Origin of the sequence: Kitasatospora aureofaciens (assembly GCF_001188955.3) — a bacterium.
Taxonomy (GTDB): Bacteria; Actinomycetota; Actinomycetes; order Streptomycetales; family Streptomycetaceae; genus Kitasatospora; species Kitasatospora aureofaciens.
On record NZ_JPRF03000022.1, the window covers coordinates 17,765 to 34,154 of the forward strand.

At 73.4% G+C, this 16,390-nt stretch carries 18 protein-coding genes; 12 read left to right on the forward strand and 6 right to left on the reverse strand.

All coding sequences use genetic code 11. The annotated features are described in order from the left end of the window. Positions 1 to 142: 142 nt before the first annotated feature. From HS99_RS15525 to HS99_RS15535, 3 genes are all read left to right on the forward strand, one after another. Positions 143 to 526: a F0F1 ATP synthase subunit epsilon gene (locus HS99_RS15525; protein ID WP_030282045.1), complete on the forward strand. Its 384-nt coding sequence runs from the start codon at positions 143 to 145 to the stop codon at positions 524 to 526. Between the two features lie 148 nt (positions 527 to 674). Next, entirely contained in the window at positions 675 to 1,175 is a 501-nt protein-coding gene (locus HS99_RS15530; protein WP_030057523.1) for a DUF2550 domain-containing protein, read from the forward strand. Positions 1,176 to 1,213: 38 nt separating this feature from the next. Beyond that, a complete protein-coding gene (locus tag HS99_RS15535; protein ID WP_030282042.1) occupies positions 1,214 to 1,786 on the forward strand; it encodes a cob(I)yrinic acid a,c-diamide adenosyltransferase in 573 nt (190 codons plus the stop codon). Here the strand turns inward: HS99_RS15535 and HS99_RS15540 are convergent. Next, positions 1,783 to 2,388, reverse strand: coding sequence for a hypothetical protein (locus HS99_RS15540; RefSeq protein WP_050366572.1), 606 nt, complete (start codon positions 2,386 to 2,388; stop codon positions 1,783 to 1,785). The genes HS99_RS15535 and HS99_RS15540 overlap by 4 nt on opposite strands. A gap of 156 nt (positions 2,389 to 2,544) precedes the next feature. Between HS99_RS15540 and HS99_RS15545 the strand changes: the two genes are divergently transcribed. The 5 genes from HS99_RS15545 (at position 2,545) to HS99_RS47820 (ending at position 8,707) form a co-directional block, all read left to right on the forward strand. Next, positions 2,545 to 3,747 carry a sensor histidine kinase gene (locus HS99_RS15545; RefSeq protein WP_030282037.1) on the forward strand — a complete coding sequence of 401 codons (1,203 nt, stop codon included), beginning with the start codon at positions 2,545 to 2,547 and terminating at the stop codon, positions 3,745 to 3,747. After that, a complete protein-coding gene (locus HS99_RS15550; protein ID WP_030282034.1) occupies positions 3,744 to 4,394 on the forward strand; it encodes a response regulator in 651 nt (216 codons plus the stop codon). The genes HS99_RS15545 and HS99_RS15550 overlap by 4 nt, the downstream gene beginning before the upstream one ends. 178 nt (positions 4,395 to 4,572) lie before the next feature. Then, positions 4,573 to 5,442, forward strand: a complete 870-nt coding sequence (locus HS99_RS15555; protein ID WP_030282032.1) for a 3-hydroxyacyl-CoA dehydrogenase family protein — start codon at positions 4,573 to 4,575, stop codon at positions 5,440 to 5,442. 398 nt (positions 5,443 to 5,840) lie between these two features. Then, positions 5,841 to 6,158: an STAS domain-containing protein gene (locus tag HS99_RS15560; protein WP_030282030.1), complete on the forward strand. Its 318-nt coding sequence runs from the start codon at positions 5,841 to 5,843 to the stop codon at positions 6,156 to 6,158. Positions 6,159 to 6,418: 260 nt separating this feature from the next. Beyond that, complete coding sequence (locus tag HS99_RS47820) at positions 6,419 to 8,707, forward strand: ATP-binding protein (RefSeq protein ID WP_050366571.1); 2,289 nt, start codon at positions 6,419 to 6,421, stop codon at positions 8,705 to 8,707. A gap of 4 nt (positions 8,708 to 8,711) precedes the next feature. Here HS99_RS47820 and nucS read toward each other — a convergent pair whose 3' ends face one another. Further along, a complete protein-coding gene (gene nucS, locus HS99_RS15570; RefSeq protein WP_030282026.1) occupies positions 8,712 to 9,371 on the reverse strand; it encodes an endonuclease NucS in 660 nt (219 codons plus the stop codon). A gap of 488 nt (positions 9,372 to 9,859) precedes the next feature. Between nucS and HS99_RS15575 the strand changes: the two genes are divergently transcribed. Beyond that, positions 9,860 to 10,252: an SCO5389 family protein gene (locus HS99_RS15575; RefSeq protein WP_030282024.1), complete on the forward strand. Its 393-nt coding sequence runs from the start codon at positions 9,860 to 9,862 to the stop codon at positions 10,250 to 10,252. Positions 10,253 to 10,341: 89 nt separating this feature from the next. Here the strand turns inward: HS99_RS15575 and HS99_RS15580 are convergent, their stop codons facing one another. Then, positions 10,342 to 11,652 (reverse strand): LLM class flavin-dependent oxidoreductase, encoded by a 1,311-nt coding sequence (locus HS99_RS15580; RefSeq protein ID WP_078867220.1) that lies wholly within the window; start codon positions 11,650 to 11,652, stop codon positions 10,342 to 10,344. 285 nt (positions 11,653 to 11,937) lie between these two features. Between HS99_RS15580 and HS99_RS15585 the strand changes: the two genes are divergently transcribed. Then, positions 11,938 to 12,261 (forward strand): Rv1322 family protein, encoded by a 324-nt coding sequence (locus tag HS99_RS15585; protein WP_046386830.1) that lies wholly within the window; start codon positions 11,938 to 11,940, stop codon positions 12,259 to 12,261. 21 nt (positions 12,262 to 12,282) lie between these two features. On the opposite strand, the gene HS99_RS15590 is transcribed toward HS99_RS15585, so the two are convergent. Then, positions 12,283 to 13,050 (reverse strand): ABC transporter permease, encoded by a 768-nt coding sequence (locus HS99_RS15590; RefSeq protein WP_030282018.1) that lies wholly within the window; start codon positions 13,048 to 13,050, stop codon positions 12,283 to 12,285. A 1-nt stretch (position 13,051) separates the two neighbouring features. Then, positions 13,052 to 14,086 (reverse strand): ABC transporter ATP-binding protein, encoded by a 1,035-nt coding sequence (locus HS99_RS15595; protein ID WP_030282016.1) that lies wholly within the window; start codon positions 14,084 to 14,086, stop codon positions 13,052 to 13,054. Between the two features lie 160 nt (positions 14,087 to 14,246). On the opposite strand from HS99_RS15595, the gene HS99_RS15600 reads away from it, so the two are divergent. Together HS99_RS15600 and HS99_RS15605 are read left to right on the forward strand one after the other, a co-directional pair. Continuing rightward, positions 14,247 to 15,044, forward strand: coding sequence for an alpha/beta fold hydrolase (locus tag HS99_RS15600; protein WP_030551370.1), 798 nt, complete (start codon positions 14,247 to 14,249; stop codon positions 15,042 to 15,044). Further along, a complete protein-coding gene (locus HS99_RS15605; protein ID WP_033350312.1) occupies positions 15,041 to 15,352 on the forward strand; it encodes a hypothetical protein in 312 nt (103 codons plus the stop codon). The genes HS99_RS15600 and HS99_RS15605 overlap by 4 nt, the downstream gene beginning before the upstream one ends. A 105-nt stretch (positions 15,353 to 15,457) precedes the next feature. Here HS99_RS15605 and HS99_RS15610 read toward each other — a convergent pair whose 3' ends face one another. Beyond that, positions 15,458 to 16,387, reverse strand: coding sequence for a coiled-coil domain-containing protein (locus HS99_RS15610; protein ID WP_030282004.1), 930 nt, complete (start codon positions 16,385 to 16,387; stop codon positions 15,458 to 15,460). Between the last annotated feature and the right edge of the window lie 3 nt (positions 16,388 to 16,390).

Consider the following 16,390-nt stretch of genomic DNA (forward strand, 5'->3'; position numbering starts at 1 on the left):
GAGCCTGGGGACCACCCCTCACGTCGCATCGGCTGTGATTCCGGTCAAATCCGTGCCGCCGGTTTCATGCCGGAGGCGCGGGGCCGTTATTCTTACCGAAACTCCCGAGTAATCGGGGGTTGCATGAGCCTAGGAGCCCACGTTGGCTGAGCTGCACGTCGAGCTGGTCGCAGCCGACCGCAAGGTGTGGTCCGGTGCGGCCACCATCGTCGTCGCCCGTACGGCCTCCGGTGACACCGGCATCATGCCGGGCCACACCCCGGTGCTGAGCGTGCTGGAGACCGGTCCGGTCACCATCCGCACGGTGGACGGCGGCACCGTCATCGCCGCGGTGCACGGCGGCTTCATCTCCTTCGCCGACAACAAGCTGTCTCTGCTCGCGGAGATCGCCGAGCTGGCGGACGAGATCGACGTCGCGCGTGCCGAGCGCGCACTGGAGCAGGCCAAGTCCGACCTGGACGCGCACGCCGAGCGTCGCGCCGAGGTCCGACTGTTCGCGGCGCGCGGCCTCAAGGCCCACGCCTGAGTGTGCCGGACCCCGGCTTGGCGGGGTCGACCGACGGTCCCGGGGACGCGTGAGCGTGACCCCGGGACTGTCGTCGTAGTTGGTAGGTCAGCGCGGTCGTCCGGGACGACCGCAACGGGGAACGCGGGTAGCGAGGAGGTAGGTGAGCATGGTCCTCGCGCTTGTGGTGTGTGCGGCGGTCGTGGCGCTGGGAGTGATCGGCCTGATGGCCTTCGCGGTGCGCCGCCGCCTGATCCAGAGGGTCGGCGGCACGTTCGACTGCAGCTACCGGCTCAAAATGCCCGCCGACGCCTCGACGCAGCCCGACCTCGACGAGAACGGCAAACCCACCTCAGCCCCGGTCCCCCCGACCGACGGCAAGGGGTGGGTTTTTGGTATCGGCCGCTACAGCGGCGACTCGATCGAGTGGTTCCGGGTCTTCTCGTACGCGCCGCGCCCGCGCAAGGTGCTGCCCCGCCGTGAGATCGAGGTGCTCGGCCGGCGCTACCCGGAGGGCCAGGAGGAGCTGGCGCTGCTCTCCGGCTCGGTGGTGCTGCGCTGCCTGCACAACGGGGCGCCGCTGGAGCTGGCGATGAGCGAGGACGCGCTCACCGGCTTCCTGGCCTGGCTGGAGGCCGCTCCGCCCGGACAGCGGGTCAACGTCGCCTGACATCCACAGGAGCATCCTCGCGGGCTAGGGTGGGCCGCATGGTCAATCTGACGCGCATCTACACCCGTACCGGGGACGACGGCACCACCGCGCTCGGCGACATGAGCCGGACCACCAAGACCGACCCGCGGCTGATCGCGTACGCCGACGCCAACGAGGCGAACGCGGCGATCGGGGTGGCCCTCGCGGTCGGCGCGCTGCCCGAGGACGTGGCGGCCGTGCTCGTACGGGTCCAGAACGACCTGTTCGACGTCGGCGCCGACCTGTCCACGCCCGTGGTCGAGGACCCGAAGTACCCGCCGCTGCGGGTGCTGCAGTCCTACGTCGACCGGCTGGAGGGGGACTGCGACCACTACCTGGAGCAGGTCGAGAAGCTGCGCAGCTTCATCCTGCCCGGCGGCACGCCCGGGGCGGCCCACCTGCACCTGGCGTGCACGGTGGTGCGCAGGGCCGAGCGCTCCACCTGGGCGGCGATCGCCGAGCACGGGGACACCGTGAACCCGCTGACCGCGAAGTACCTCAACCGGCTGTCCGACCTGCTGTTCATCCTGGCCCGGGTGGCCAACAAGGAGCGCGGCGACGTGCTCTGGGTGCCGGGGGAGAACCGCTAGGCCCTGTCCTGGGCCTTCTCGGCAGGTTCCCCGGACTCGGCCACCCGGCCGTGCTCGACCCGCACGCCGGCCGGCGGCTCCTTGGGCCAGAGCGAGTAACAGCCGGCCACGATCAGGTTGACGACGGCCACGATGGTGAGCCTGATGTACCACTCCGTGAAGGTGCCGACGTGGGCGGCACCGTTCGAGAGCGGGACGAGCAGGGTGATCAGGGCCAGGGTGATCACGGCCGAGACGACGGTGCGGGCGGCGACCCGCCACTCGTGGCGGGTCCGCTCCGGGCCGTACTTCGGTGCGGGCAGCGGCTTGGGGCCGCCGGCGAAGCGGTACAGGAAGTGCCGGTCGGCCCAGGCGACCAGCGAGGGGCCGTAGCCGACCGAGAAGCCCGCGTAGCTCGCCGCCAGGGCGTGCATCCAGTTCGCCTCGGCGCCACCGCGCAGGTTCAGCACGGTCAGCGTGTACAGCACGAGGTCCACCGCCGGCAGGCCGAGCAGCAGCACGGTGCTGGTGCGGCGCCACCGCAGCAGGTAGCGGGTGGAGAGCGCGAGGCCGAGCACGATCCACCAGGAGATCTCGGCCGCGGCGATGAGGGTGACGATCACGTTCTGCTCCCGGTCGTTCGGCGGTGCTCCCAGCCTCGTGCGCGGGCGTGCCGGTGTCGTCGTCGTGCGGTGCCGTCCGGGCCTGCACCTTTCGATGTAGCGGGCTCCTCCGTGGTCCGGAGCCGGGCGGGCCGCCGGGGATGGTGAGATGGGGTCGTGCTCGTACCGTCCCTCCCCCCGCGCCGACTGGACCGGCTGATCGCCCTGTGCGGGCTGCTCGGTGGGGCGGTGCTGATCGCCTTCCGGGTGTACGACCGGGCCGATCGGGTGCCCTGGTGGGCGGTGGCGCTGCCGCTGGTGGTGACGGCGGGGCTGGAGCTGGTCCGGCGTACCCGGCCGGTGCTAGCGGTGTCGCTGGGCGGGCTGGCCTTCGCCGGGAGCGTGTTCGCCGGTGGTCTGCTGGCGACGACGATCATGTACACCGATCTGCTGTACGCGGCGGTGCTCTACGGCAGCCGCCGGATGTCGCGGGTGCTGCACCTGACCGGTGGGGCGACCGTCCTGGTGCTCTCCAGCCTGGTCTGGTACGCGGCCGGGACGTCCGAGGGGCTGCTGATCGTGGTGCTCAGCTCACTGGTGTTCCTGGCGCCGGTGTGGACCGGAGACCTGGTGCGCAGGCACCGGCAGGAGGCGGAGACCGAGCGGCTGCGGGCCGAACAGACCGCGCTGCTCTCGGAGATGGACCGGCGCGAGGCGGTCGGTGCCGAACGGGCCCGGATGGCGCGGGAGTTGCACGACGTGGTGGCCAATCACCTGTCGGCCATCGCGATCCACGCCACCGGGGCGCAGTCGGTCGCCCGGCGACGGCGGTTGGCGGCGGACGATCCACTGGTCGAGGTGCTGGCGGTGATCCGGGAGAACAGCGTCCAGGGATTGGCCGAAATGCGTCGCATGATCGGACTGCTCCGCGACAGCGGCGGGGGAGAGGCCGACGAGTCCTACGCGGCGCCCGACCTGGCCGCGGTGGACGCCCTGTTGGCCAAGGCCCGGGCGGCCGGGCAGGACGTCGGGCTGGAGTTCCGGCTGACCGAGCTGGGCGAGCGCGGCGCCGTACCGGTGCCGGTCGGGCTGGCCGCGTACCGGATCGTGCAGGAGTCGCTGACCAACGCGCTCAAGCACGCGGGGCCCGGACTGGTCGCGGTGCGGCTGGAGTTCGGCCGCGAGGAGCTGCTGATCGGCGTCGACAGCCCGTACCGGGGCGAGCCCGGCCGCGAACTGCCCGGCGCCCGGGCCGGGCTGGTGGGCATGTCGGAGCGGGCCGGGCTGCTCGGCGGCAGCTTCGAGGCGGGGCCGCGGGACGGGTACTGGAGCGTGCGCGCGGTGCTGCCGCGCGGCGGGGAGAGCGAGGGACGGGCATGACGATCCGGGTGCTGGTGGCGGAGGACCAGGCGGCGGTGCGGGCGGCGCTGGTGATGATCCTGCGCGCCGAGCCGGGGTTCGAGGTGGTCGGGCAGGCCGCGGACGGGGAGGAGGCCGTCCGGCTGGCGCTGGAGCTGCGGCCCGACGTGGTGCTGATGGACGTGCAGATGCCCCGGCTGGACGGCGTTTCGGCGACCCGGCAGGTGGTCGCCGCAGGGGCCGCCCAGGTGCTCGTGCTGACCACCTTCGACCTGGACGAGTACGTCTACGGCGCACTGCGGGCCGGCGCGGCCGGGTTCCTGCTCAAGGACCTGGAGGCGGACACCCTGGTCGAGGGCATCCGGACGGTGGCGCGCGGGGACGGCATGCTGGCGCCCTCGGTGACCAGGCGGCTGATCGGCGCCTTCGCCCGCCCGGAGCGGCCCGTCGGCCCGGAGGCCCGGGCGGCGGTCGCAGGGCTGACCGGGCGCGAACGGGAGGTGCTGGCCTGTGTCGGGGCCGGGCTGTCCAACGGGGAGATCGCGGCCCGGCTGGAGATGGCGGAGGCGACCACCAAGACCCACGTCAGCCGGATCCTGGCGAAGCTGCGGCTGCGCAACCGGGTGCAGGCGGCGATCCTGGCCCAGGACCTCGGTCTGACCATCTGACGAGCGTCCTGATCAACTGACCACGTCGGTTGCAGATCACACTCCCGATTGCTATTGCACGGGGGATCCGGGCACTAAAGTCCGGCGCAGAGCAATGCGGCTCCTTGGCGGCGATCCCTGCCCTGAGCCGCCTTCAGGGCCCGCCCGCAGGGCGGCGACGGCATCGGGAGACCCAGCCATGAGCAATGCGTCCAGCAAGCAGATCGCCGTGATCGGTGCCGGCCTGATGGGCGCCGGCATCGCCCAGGTGTCCGCGCAGGCCGGCCACCCGGTGGTGCTGCGGGACGTGACCGAGGAGGCGCTGCAGCGCGGCCTCGCGGGCATCCGCGCCTCGTACGAGAAGTTCGTCTCCAAGGGCCGGCTGAGCGCCGAGGACGCCGAGGCCGCGCTCGGCCGGATCACCACCACCACCGACCTGGGCGCCGTCGCCGAGGCCGACATCGTGGTCGAGGCCGTGTTCGAGAACCTGGAGGTCAAGGAGGGCGTCTTCCGCGAGCTGGACAAGCTCGCCAAGGACGGCGCCGTGCTGGCCTCCAACACCTCCGCCATCCCGATCACCCGGATCGCCGCCGTCACCCAGCGCCCCGAGTCGGTCGTCGGCGTCCACTTCTTCTCGCCGGTCCCGATGATGAAGCTGGTCGAGCTGGTCCGCGGCTACAAGACCAGCGACGGGACGCTGGCCGCGGCCCGCGCCTACGCCGAGGGCGTCGGCAAGGAGGTCGTGGTGGTCAACCGCGACGTGGCCGGCTTCATCACCACCCGCCTGATCACCGCCCTGGTCGTCGAGGCCGCCAAGCTGTACGAGTCGGGCGTGGCCACCGCCGAGGACATCGACACCGCCTGCCGCCTCGGCTTCGGCCACGCGATGGGCCCGCTGCAGACCGCCGACCTCACCGGGGTGGACATCCTGCTGCACGCCGCCCACAACATCTACACCGAGACCAAGGACGAGAAGTTCGCCGCCCCGGAGATCATGGCCCGCATGGTCACCGCCGGTGACCTCGGCCGCAAGAGCGGACGCGGCTTCTACCCGTACGAGGGCAAGTGACCCTACGGGGCTGAACGACCAGGTGGGCCGTGCGATCGGAGCGTCGTACGGCCCGCTCCGCCGGGGCGGGTGAGTTTCCTCACGCCGGGTGCCGCAGACGGGTGATTTGGGCGGTAATCGAGCGTAAGTGTGGAGAGTTCCTGCGTATATTCCCTCGGACGAGTGAAGTTGTTTCAGACCAGGGCGAAAGCCAGCAACCTGCGGCACTGCTCCACCGTCAGATGAGGGAACCCGGCAGAGTGACCGGGACCAGGCGCGAGCCGAGCCGTCACAGGCCTCCCGCCCGGGCCACGCACCCCGATCCACCCAATCCGGGAGCCACCCCGCCTCCCGGCCCGGCCCGGTACGGCCGGGGCCGGACCCACGCAGACCAGGCCACCCAGGCGAAGGAGGAGAGCATGCGCATCACCGGCGACCACACGGCGCTGGCCATCGAAGGCCGCCTCGACGTGCGCACCGCCGCCGACGCGCGGGTTCTGCTGCACCAGGCAGTGGACGGCGGTCTCGGCGACCTCGTGCTCGACCTGGCCCGACTGGAGTTCTGGGACGCCACCGGACTCGGCGTGATCATGGGCACCCACCGGCGGGCCGGCCGGATCGGCCGCCGGCTCGTGCTGCGCTCCGTCCCCGCGCAGCTCCAGCGGCTGCTGGTGGCCACCAAACTGCACCGCATCCTGGCGGTCGACGGCGGGATCGCCGAGGCGCACGTCAGCTAGCACGTCGGCCGGGGCCTGTCCGGGGGCATGTCCGCGGGCGCCCGGCCCGGGCGCCCTTCAGGCCCCCCGCCTGGGGCGATCCCGCCCCGACCCGCCCCGCACCCGGACCGCGCTGCACGGGCGGCCCCGGATGTGCAAGAGTCTGCCCGTCAGATGACGGCCGCCCGGGGCCGGCTGCCCGCAGCCCGCCCGCGGCCGCGACCGAGACGTGTGCCGGCCGGCGCGGGGCGCCGGCGGCCGACCACGATGCGGAGCAGAACGTGGCACAGCCATCCGGGGAGTTCCGGCAGGAGGCCGCCCGCACCCGCGGCGGCGAACTGGTCTCCGGCGGCCTGCTGGTCGGCGTCGGCGCCCCGGACGGCTCCGAGGCCCGGCCCTGCCCGGAGGAGTGGCGGCCCCGCCCGCGCCGGATCGAACGCAGTGAGCCCGCCCGCGGCCCGGTCGGGGGCGTCGGCCGCGCCGTCGGCCCGCTCGCCCTCGGTGCCGGGCCCACCGACCTGCCGCTGCTCGACCGCGAGGCCGACATCGCCGAACTGCTCGGCCTGCTCGCCGAGGGACGCTCGATACGCCTGGTCGGCCAGGCCGGCTCGGGCCGCAGCACCCTGCTGTCCGCCGTGGCCGAGGCCGCCGCCGACCTCGCCCCCGGCGGCGTCGTCCAGCTCTGCGGACACCGCCGCACCGCCGCCGACCTGCTCCAGGACCTCTTCGCGGCCACCCACCACGCCCCCGGCTTCCGGCCCGACCCGGGCCAGCTGGCCGCCCACCTCGCCGGGGTCGGCGCGGTCGTCGTGATCGACGAGGCCGAGCCGACCGGCGCCGAGCTGGAGGGACTGCTCGCCGCCGCCCCGGGCTGCGCATTCCTGATCTCGGTCGCCCCCGACAGCCCGCCCCTGCCTGCCGACTCCCGGCTGCGGGACCACCTCGTCGCCGGACTCTCCCGGGCCGCCTGCCTCACCCTCACCGGCCGGCTGGCCGGGCGGCCCCTGGACGTCGCCGAGAAGGCCTGGGCGGTCGACCTCTGGTTCGAGTCCGAGGGCCTGCCGCTGCGCTTCGTCCAGGCCGCCGCGCTGCTGCGCCAGCGGGACGTCTCGGTGGACGCGCTGGTCGCCGCCGAGGAGGACCGGCGGGACGTCTTCGGCGCGGTCGACGAGCCCGCCCCCGACCCCGACCCGGCGATCCGGGAGGACGCGCTGCGGCGCACCGTGCCGCTGCCCTCCGTCGCCGAGACGGCCTCGCCCGCGGTCCGGCTCGCCGAGGGGCTCAGCGAGCCCGCGCAGGCCGTGCTGAGGCTGGCCGTCGCACTCGGCGGGGAGTGCCCCACCGCGCCGCACCTGCCCGCGCTGATCGACGTCGGCCAGGGCGAGAGCGCACTGGCCGAACTCGCCGACGCCGGGCTCGCGGTGTCCATCGGGGGGCACCACCGGCTCACCGCCGGCGCGCTCGAACTGCTCGCCCCGCACTGGCCGGCCCGCGGCTGCGTCGACGGCGCCGCCCAGCACTTCGCCTGGTGGGTCGGGCACAGCTCGGTGTCCCTGGCGCAGATCGCCGCCGAGGCCGAAGTGCTGATCGGGGTGCTGCTCGCCGACCGGACCGCCGGGCGGCACGAGGCGGTGGTCCGGCTGGCCCGGGCGGCAGCGCCGGCCCTGGCGCTGTCGCTGCGCTGGGGAGCCTGGGAGAGGGTGCTGGAGCTCGGGCTGGAAGCGGCCCGGCGGACGGGCTCGACGGTCGACCAGGCCTGGTTCCACCACGAGGCGGGCGTGCACGCGTTCTGCCTCCAGCAGCCCTCCCGGGCGCTCGCCGAACTGGAGACCGCCCTCACCCTGCGGTCCGCCGCCGGGGAGCAGCGCGGGGTCGCCGCCGCGCTGCGGATGCTCGACCTGCTGCGCGCCGACGGCCGACAGCTGGCGGCCGCCGCGCCCGCCGCGGCGGCGCCGGGGCGCGGGCCGGTGATCCGCAAGATCGCGGCCCGGGTGCCGGCCAAACTGAAGGCCCGCACCGGGAAGCGGCGGCGGGTGGTGGTGGCCTCGGCGGCCGTGCTCACCTTCGGGGTGCTCGGGACGGCGGTGGCGATGAGCCTCACCGGGCCCGACGAGCACCGGGGGAACGACCCGCACGGGCGGCTGGACCAGGTCGGCGACACCGGCAACGCGCCGATGCCGCAGCCGTCCGCCGACCACAGCCCGGGCGGCGCGGCCGGGACGGCCGGTGCCGAGCCGGGCAGCCCGGCGGGGACGGAGACCGCTCCGGAGCCCTCGGCGAGCGGCAGCGCGTCGCACTCGCCGAGCGCCTCGCCGTCGAAGCGACCGAGCTCCTCGCCGGGCGCCACCGGGTCGCAGGCCCCGCAGCCGACCCAGCCGCCGGTTCAGCAGCCGGAGCAGCCGCCGGGCGGCACGGCGGGCGGGGGCAGCGCTCATCCCGGCGGCGGGACCAGCACCTCGCCCTCGGCGACCCCGTCCACGAGCGCGCCCACGCCGACACCGACCCAGGCGCAGACCACGTCGGCCACTCCGAGCGGCACGGCGAGCCCGTCGACGAGCTCGCCGCGCTGACCGGTCAGAACAGCTTGAGCTTGTCGTCGTCGATGCCGCGCAGCTCGTCGTAGTCCAGCACCACGCAGCCGATGCCCCGGTCGATGGCCAGGACGCGGGCCTGGGGCTTGATCTCCTGCGCGGCGAAGATGCCCTTGACCGGGGCCAACAGCGGGTCCCGGTTGAGGAGTTCGAGGTAGCGGGTGAGCTGTTCCACGCCGTCGATCTCGCCGCGGCGCTTGATCTCGACGGCGACCGTGGCGCCGTCGGCGTCGCGGCAGAGGATGTCGACCGGGCCGATGGCGGTCGGGTACTCGCGGCGGATCAGCGACCAGCCGGCACCGAGCACCTCCATCCGGTCCGCGAGCAGCTCCTGGAGGTGTGCCTCGACGCCGTCCTTGATCAGGCCGGGATCCACCCCGAGTTCGTGGGAGGAGTCGTGAAGCACCTCCTCCAGCGTGATGATGAGCTTCTCGCCGGCCTTGTTCTCCACCGTCCAGACCCCGTCGGCCTCCTTGAGGGCGCACGGCGGGGACATCCAGTTGAGCGGCTTGTAGGCGCGGTCGTCGGCGTGGATGCTGACGCTGCCGTCGGCCTTGACCAGGATGAGCCTGGTGGCGGAGGGCAGATGGGCGGAGAGCCGACCGGCATAGTCGACTGAGCAGCGGGCAATTACGAGACGCACGGTCGACCACGCTAGCCCACCGGGGCCAGTTGATGCGATTCCGAGACGACCGGGTGAAGAAAGCGCGAACGCAGCCAACCATGGAGGTTCGGCGGGCCCGCCGCCGCTCCCCGCGCTCTGGCGTACGCCCCCCAAGGCCGCTACGTTGTGTGACGGTACGGATGCGGGGTCGCTGTCAACGGGGATGGAGACGTCAGATGAACGATCTGACTGGATCAGGCCAATCTGGTGCACCACTGCGTATTTCCGGAGCAATCCCAAGGAATGACCAGCCTGCTTCGCCGTTGACTGCCACGCTGTTCTGACGCGGTCGGTGTTCAGGACGTCACGTCCCGTGGCGCCGCCTGCCTTCGCAAAGGTGCCGGAAACCCCCGTTCCACGTCCCACGGTGTTCCGGACACCGCCTGCGATTCGCCCACCCTCACTGTGAGCTTGGACTACGCATGACCACCCGGGCGCCGCGCGGGTGGACCGCGAGAGGAGAATCCATGTCGCTCGACGTCTCACCGGCCCTGCTGGAGAAGGCCGAGCGGGGCGAGGTCGACGAGCGGGAATTCGTCGACTGCGTCCGCGTCTCGCTGCCCTACGCCTGGGACCTGATCAGCTCGCTGGTCGCCCAGGCGAAGGTCGACGGCACCGACTTCGCCGACAACCAGGTACCGCCGCCCAGCGAGCAGGCCCGCGGCCAGCTGCTGCGCGCTCTGGCCAGCGATGCCATCCGGGGCGCCCTGCAGCGCCACTTCGGCGTCCGGCTGGCGTTCCAGAACTGTCACCGGGTGGCGGTGTTCCTGCCGTCGGAGGCCAATGCGGCGCGGTACGACCGCTTCACCTCCGTCCGGGAGCAGCTGCTCAACCAGTCCGAGGAGCTGCGGGACTGCTGACCCGTCCGGTGCCGCCCGCCCCGTCCCCCGGTGCGGGGGAGGGGCGGCGGCCCGGGAGCGGCACGCCCCGCTCGACCCGGCCCGCGGCGTCAACCCAGCTGCGGCAGCACCTCGGAGCCCAGCCGGGCGATGTTGTGCAGGGTCGCCTCGCGGTCGCCGCTGCCCTCCGCGAGCAGCGCGAACCGCCGGATTCCGGTGCGCTCGGCGGTGGCCAGCAGCCGGTCGGCGCACTGCTTCGGCGTGCCCACCGCGTGCAGGTCGCAGAGGAGTTCGGTGTACTGGTGCGGGTCGCGCATCTTGCGCTCACGGCCGTCCACGGTGCGGTGGGCGCCCAGCCCGTACTCGAACCAGCCCGGCATCGCGTTCAGCAGGGTGGCCCTGGCGGCCGCGGTGCGGTCGTCCACCTGGGCCACTCCGGCCGCGACGTGCTGGCGGGTCACCCGGCGCAGTTGCTCCTCGCCGCGCCCGGCGGCCAGCCAGGCGGTGCGGTAGAGCTCCAGCATCCGCAGCTTGTCGTCGTCGCCGGAGTGCATGCCGAGCAGCATCGGCAGGCCGCGCTCGGCGGCCAGCTTCACCCCGCCCGGGGAGGTGCAGGCGACCACGACCGGCGGGCCGGCCACCGGCCGTCCGGCGGTGGTGAGTTCCTCGCCCAGCCCCTCGGTGTCCTGGCGCTGGCGGGGGAAGCGCACCGGGCCGGACGGGTCGTCCAGGCCGAGCCAGCTGCCCAGGTCCGGACGGCGCAGCGATTCGGTGGCCTGCGGCACCACCGGCACCTCGGGGAAGTTGAACTGGGGGCCGTCCGCGCCCACCCGGGAGCCGCGCAGCCAGCGCAGCAGCAGGTCCAGCCGCTCCGGGAAGCCCTTCTCGAAGGCGTCCACACCGCTGCCGAACACGTCCAGGTCGATCCACGGCCCGCCGCGGCCCACCCCGAGCGTGAAGCGCCCGCCGGAGGTGAGGTGCAGCAGCGCGGCCTGCTCGCCGAGCGCCACCGGGTGGCTGGTGGAGAGCACGCTGACGGCCGTGCCGATGCCGATCCGGCGGGTGCGGCCGAGCAGCAGTGCGGCGAGGGTCGCGGCGTTCGGGCAGACCCCGTACGGGACGAAGTGGTGCTCGGCCAGCCAGACGCTGTCCAGGCCCGCGCGTTCGGCCTCGACGGAGGCCCGGACGGTGCGCTCCAGCGCCTCGCCGTGGCTCTGCCCGGGGAACTGGGCGGACAGCAGGAACGCGCCGACCCGGACCGGGGCGGTGTCCGGCGGCAGTGCGCCGGCGCGCTGGGCGGCGGTCAGCGGCTCGCCCGCGACGGCGGTCAGCGGCGGGGCGGAGGTCAGCGTCGGGCCGGGGGCTGGCGGCCGTACGCCGACGGGTCGGCGGGTCTCGGCGCGCGGGCTGGTCTTGGTCATCCTGGGGGCCTCCTCGGGTGCACGCAGGGTCTGCGGGCCCCGCCTGTCCCCTCGTGGGTATCCGATGTCATGTGCCAATGGCACGCTGAACCCCGAATTTCCCCGATGATCGGGTGGATCTCGGCAAAAACACCGGACGGTCGGCCGAAGCCGTGATAGAGGCCCGGGAGACGGACCACCGGGCGGGGCCCGCCCCTCGGGCCCCTGCCCGGGGCCGCCGCGGCCCGATCCGGCCAGGCCCTAGGCTGGAAAGACTTCGAGCCCCCGGAAGAGAGGCAGTCCGCCGTGCCCCGCCGCAACCGGATCAAGAGCGCCGCCAGCCGCGAGAGCGCAGAGCCGGCCGCCGCCCCGCTCGGCGGATCGTTGCGCCGTACCGAGAACTACCAGGGCGACGACTGGGTGGTGCAGACGGTCGCGGGCACCTCGGGGCGGTTCTACCGCTGCCCGGGCTGCGACCAGGAGATCCCGCCCGGCATGGGCCACGTGGTGGCCTGGCCGATGCACGGCGGCGGGGTGGACGACCGGCGGCACTGGCACCGGGCGTGCTGGGGAGCGCGGGAGCGCCGGGCCTCCAACGTCCTGCGAGGCCGCGGCGCTCCGCGGTACTGACGCGCTACGGCCCGAACTCCCTCAGGCGTCGCGGCTCTTGAGCACCAGCGCACCGCCGACCAGGGCAGCCACGGTCCACGCCAGGCAGATGGTGAAGCCCGCCCACGGCCCGTACGGCTGGCCGTTCTGCTCGTACACCAGCAGCATTCGCGAACCGGCGTAGTCGGGGAAGTAGTGGGCCAGGGTCTTGACCTTCGGCACCGCCGAGAGGATCGGCGAGAGCAGGAAGAAGAACGGCACCAGCACGCCCAGCGCGAGCGTCTGGTTGTGCAGCATGGCGGTGACACCGGCCGAGAACAGGCAGATCATCGTCAGGTAGAGCGCGGCACCGAGCACCGCGCGCAGCACGTTCGGCTCGCTCAGGCTGGTGGAGTGCGAGCCCAGCAGCGCCTGGCCGACGAAGAAGGTGACGAAGGCGGTCACCAGCGAGACCGCGAGGGCCAGCGCGCCGAGCACCACCGTCTTGCCGGCGAGCAGGGTGCCGCGCTGGGGGACGGCGGCCAGGGTGGCCCGGATCATGCCGCTGCTGTACTCGTTGCCGATCGCCAGCACGCCGAAGACGATGATGGCCAGTTCGCCGAGCATGATGCCGGAGAAGGCCGTGCCGGTGGCGTCGAACGGGCTCTGGTCGTGGCGCCGGAACTCGGTGAAGTTGTTGTTGGTGAGCAGGGACAGCAGCGCGCCGATGCCCACGGTGACCACGAAGGCCAGCGCGAGGGTCCAGACCGTGGAGCGGACGCTGCGGATCTTCGTCCACTCGGAGCGCAGGATCGCCGGGAAGGACGCCATCTCAGTTCTCCTCCTGCCGCACCGCCGCGGGCGGCCGGTTGCCGTCCGCCTTCCAGCCCGCGCCCCAGCCGCCGCCCGGCGCACCTGGCGCGCCGGGCGCACCGCTCGTACCGGGCGCGCCCCGGCCCGGGCCGTCGCCCGCGTGGTACTCCACCGAGTCCGCCGTCATCTGCATGAACGCCTCCTCCAACGAGGCCTGCTGCGGGCTGAGTTCGTGCAGTACCACGCCGTGCGAGGCGGCCAGCTCGCCGAGGGCCGCGAGGTCGCCGTCGACCACCTCGCAGGAGCCGTCCGGTCCCGGCTCGTGCCGCAGGCCGGCCCCGGCCAGGACGTCCAGCAGGCGCTCGGGCTGGGGGCTGCGCAGCCGTACGGCGGAGCGGGAGTTGCGCCGGATGAACTCCGACATCGGCAGGTCGGCGAGCAGCCGGCCCTTGCCGATGACCACCAGGTGGTCGGCGGTGACGGCCATCTCGCTCATCAGGTGGGAGGAGACGAAGACCGTCCGGCCCTCGCCGGCGAGGCGCTTCATCAGGTTGCGGATCCAGAGGATGCCCTCCGGGTCCAGACCGTTGACCGGCTCGTCGAACATGACGATCTCCGGGTCGCCGAGCAGCGCCGAGGCGATGCCCAGGCGCTGCCCCATGCCGAGCGAGAAGCCACGGGCCCGCTTGCGGGCGACCGGGGTGAGGCCGACCAGGCCCAGCACCTCGTCCACCCGGCGCTCGGGGATCCGGTTGCTCTGGGCGAGCCAGAGCAGGTGGTCGCGGGCGGTGCGGCCGGGGTGGACGGCCTTGGCCTCCAGGAGGGCGCCGATCTTCTTGAGCGGTTCGCTGAGCTGCCCGTAGCGTCTGCCGTCGATGGTGACCCTGCCACCGGTCGGTCGGTCCAGGTCGAGGATCATGCGCATGGTGGTGGACTTCCCCGCGCCGTTGGGGCCGAGGAAGCCGGTGACCACCCCCGGGGGAACGGTGAAGCTGAGCCGGTCCACCGCGAGCGTCTTGCCATAACGTTTTGTCAGGTCGTGCAACTCGATCATTGGCGCTCCCTTACTCGCTGTCAGGCTAGGACAAAGCAGATAGGGCGGCCCGCTGAGTGGGCCTGCCGGGCCCGCCCGAATACGGTGGGCGCATGAGCGAGCGAATCATCGAGAGGTGCGCGTTGGGTCATGCCCCTGCCGAGCGAAGCGAGGTGAGCGCATGAGTCGGCTCCCCTCCACAGTGTCCGTCCGCGAGAGCGGTAGCGGAACACCCCTCGTGCTCCTGCACGCCTTTCCGTTGAACGCCTCGATGTGGTCCGCCCAGCTGGACGCGCTGCCCGGGCCGACCGGGGACGAGGCCCGGGTGCTCGCCCCCGACCAGCGGGGTTTCGGGGGCACCGAGCTGGGTGCGGACGAGCCCTCGCTGGACCTGGTCGCCGACGACCTGGCGCTGCTCCTGGACGCGGCCGGGATCGACCGCGCGGTGGTCGGCGGGCTCTCGATGGGCGGCTACGTGGCACTCGCCTTCGCCCGCCGCCACCCGGACCGGCTGGCCGGGCTGCTGCTGTCCAACACCCGGGCCACCGCCGACACCGACGCCGCCCGGGCCAACCGGGAGCGGATCGCCGCCGCCGTCACCGCCCGGGACAGCGTCCAGCTGCTGCTGGACGAACGGGTGGCCGCCGGACAGCTCGGGCCCGACTCCCAGCACCTGGTGGAGCGGGTGCAGGCGATGGTGGCCGCCGCCCCGCCCGCCGCCGTCGCGTGGGCCCAGCGGGCCATGGCGGCCCGTCCGGACTCGCTGGACGTACTGGCCGGGCTCCGGGTGCCGCTCGCGGTGGTCGCGGGCGCCCTGGACGCCCTGGCGCCACTGGAGGAGGCCGAACGGATGGTCCAGGCCGGTCCGGACGCCGAGCTGACCGTCGTCCCCGGCGTGGGCCACCTCAGCGCCCTGGAGTCCCCGGGGGCGTTCGACGCCGCCGTCCGCCGGCTGCTCGCCCGGGTGGCCGCCGGATGAGCCCGGACGCGGCCGGCTGGGACTTCTCGGCCCTGGAGGTGACCGGCCGGATGCCGGTGACGAACCGCGGCGAGGGGCTGGTGGAGCTGACCCTGGAGCCGCTCGGCGAGGACTACTGGCTGCGCCCCGGGGAGACCTTCATCGTCACCTCGTACGGCGACCACGGGTCCGGACACCCGTTCGAGGTGCAGTACTGGCCCGACTCCGTGTCGGTCTGGTGCACCTCCTGGTTCGGCACCGTCTCGGACGACGAGGGCAACCAGCTCAGCAGCGGGCACCAGCGGCCCGACGGCGCCTACCCCCGCTGAGGCTCGTGCCGGAAAAGGGCCCCGAGATGGTGACGGGGAGACAGCCGACAGGCCCTCACCCGGGAGGGTGAGGGCCTGTCGCAAGGACCGCGCCGGCGGCCCGGGTCAGCGCGACTGCTGGGCGGGCACGCCCATGGTGTCGTCGTTCGGCAGCGAGGCGGCGGCCACGGCCGCGCCGGTCAGCGTCGCCAGCATCTCGCGGACGTTGGTCAGCTGGGCGTTGATGCTGTCGCGGCGGTTGGTCAGCGCCGCCAGCTCCCGCTCGGACTCGCTGCGGATGCGGTCCGCCTTGGCGTTGGCGTCCGCCACGATGTCCTCGGACTGGCGCTGGGCCGTCTCGACGGTCTGGCGGGCCCGGCGCTCGGCGTCGGTGCGCAGCTTCTCGGCCTCCAGGCGCAGCTGCTCGGCCCGGTGCTCGATCTCGGCGAGGCGCTTCTCGGCCTTGGCCTGACGGGCGGCCAGATCGCGCTCCGACTGCTCCCGGCGCTTGGCCAGGTTGGTCTCGAACTCCAGCGCGGCCTGGGCGGCCTTGGTGCGGGTCTCCTCGAAGAGGGCGTCCGCCTCCTCACGCTTGTTCTGGGCGTCCTTGTTGGCCTCGGCGCGCAGCTGGGCGGAGTCGCTCTTCGCCTTGTCGACGATCCGCAGACCCTCGTCCTCCGCCTTGGCCTTGCGGTCCTTGGCGTAGTTCTCGGCCTCGGTGCGGACCTGCTGGGCGGCGGCCTCGGCCAGCTCGCGGTGCTGCTCGGCGGCGCGGTGCGCCTCGTCGCGCAGGTCCTTGGCCTCCTCCTCGGCCAGTCGCAGGATCTTCTCGACCCGGGCACCGAGACCGGCGTACGAGGGCTCCTGCTCGGCGACCGCCGCCTGGGCGGTCTGCGTCTCCAGGTGGAGCTCCTCGATGCGCTTCTCCAGCGCGCTGATCCGGGTCAAGGCACTGTCACGGTCGGCCACCAGCTTGGTGATCCGCTCGTCGACCTGGGCGCGCTCGTACCCACGGCGCACCAGGTCGAAGCCGTGAGGGGAGTGACTGTCGCTCATGGG

Excerpts from the sequence above, each read along its gene's own strand:
- HS99_RS15600 (WP_030551370.1), top strand. The coding sequence starts at position 14,247 with ATGAGTCGGCTCCCCTCCACAGTGTCCGTCCGCGAGAGCGGTAGCGGA.
- HS99_RS15530 (WP_030057523.1), top strand. The coding sequence starts at position 675 with ATGGTCCTCGCGCTTGTGGTGTGTGCGGCGGTCGTGGCGCTGGGAGTG.
- HS99_RS15595 (WP_030282016.1), bottom strand. The coding sequence starts at position 14,086 with ATGATCGAGTTGCACGACCTGACAAAACGTTATGGCAAGACGCTCGCG.
- HS99_RS15605 (WP_033350312.1), top strand. The coding sequence starts at position 15,041 with ATGAGCCCGGACGCGGCCGGCTGGGACTTCTCGGCCCTGGAGGTGACC.
- HS99_RS15555 (WP_030282032.1), top strand. The coding sequence starts at position 4,573 with ATGAGCAATGCGTCCAGCAAGCAGATCGCCGTGATCGGTGCCGGCCTG.
- HS99_RS15550 (WP_030282034.1), top strand. The coding sequence starts at position 3,744 with ATGACGATCCGGGTGCTGGTGGCGGAGGACCAGGCGGCGGTGCGGGCG.
- HS99_RS15575 (WP_030282024.1), top strand. The coding sequence starts at position 9,860 with ATGTCGCTCGACGTCTCACCGGCCCTGCTGGAGAAGGCCGAGCGGGGC.
- HS99_RS15580 (WP_078867220.1), bottom strand. The coding sequence starts at position 11,652 with ATGACCAAGACCAGCCCGCGCGCCGAGACCCGCCGACCCGTCGGCGTA.
- HS99_RS15560 (WP_030282030.1), top strand. The coding sequence starts at position 5,841 with ATGCGCATCACCGGCGACCACACGGCGCTGGCCATCGAAGGCCGCCTC.
- HS99_RS15610 (WP_030282004.1), bottom strand. The coding sequence starts at position 16,387 with ATGAGCGACAGTCACTCCCCTCACGGCTTCGACCTGGTGCGCCGTGGG.
- HS99_RS15535 (WP_030282042.1), top strand. The coding sequence starts at position 1,214 with ATGGTCAATCTGACGCGCATCTACACCCGTACCGGGGACGACGGCACC.
- HS99_RS15590 (WP_030282018.1), bottom strand. The coding sequence starts at position 13,050 with ATGGCGTCCTTCCCGGCGATCCTGCGCTCCGAGTGGACGAAGATCCGC.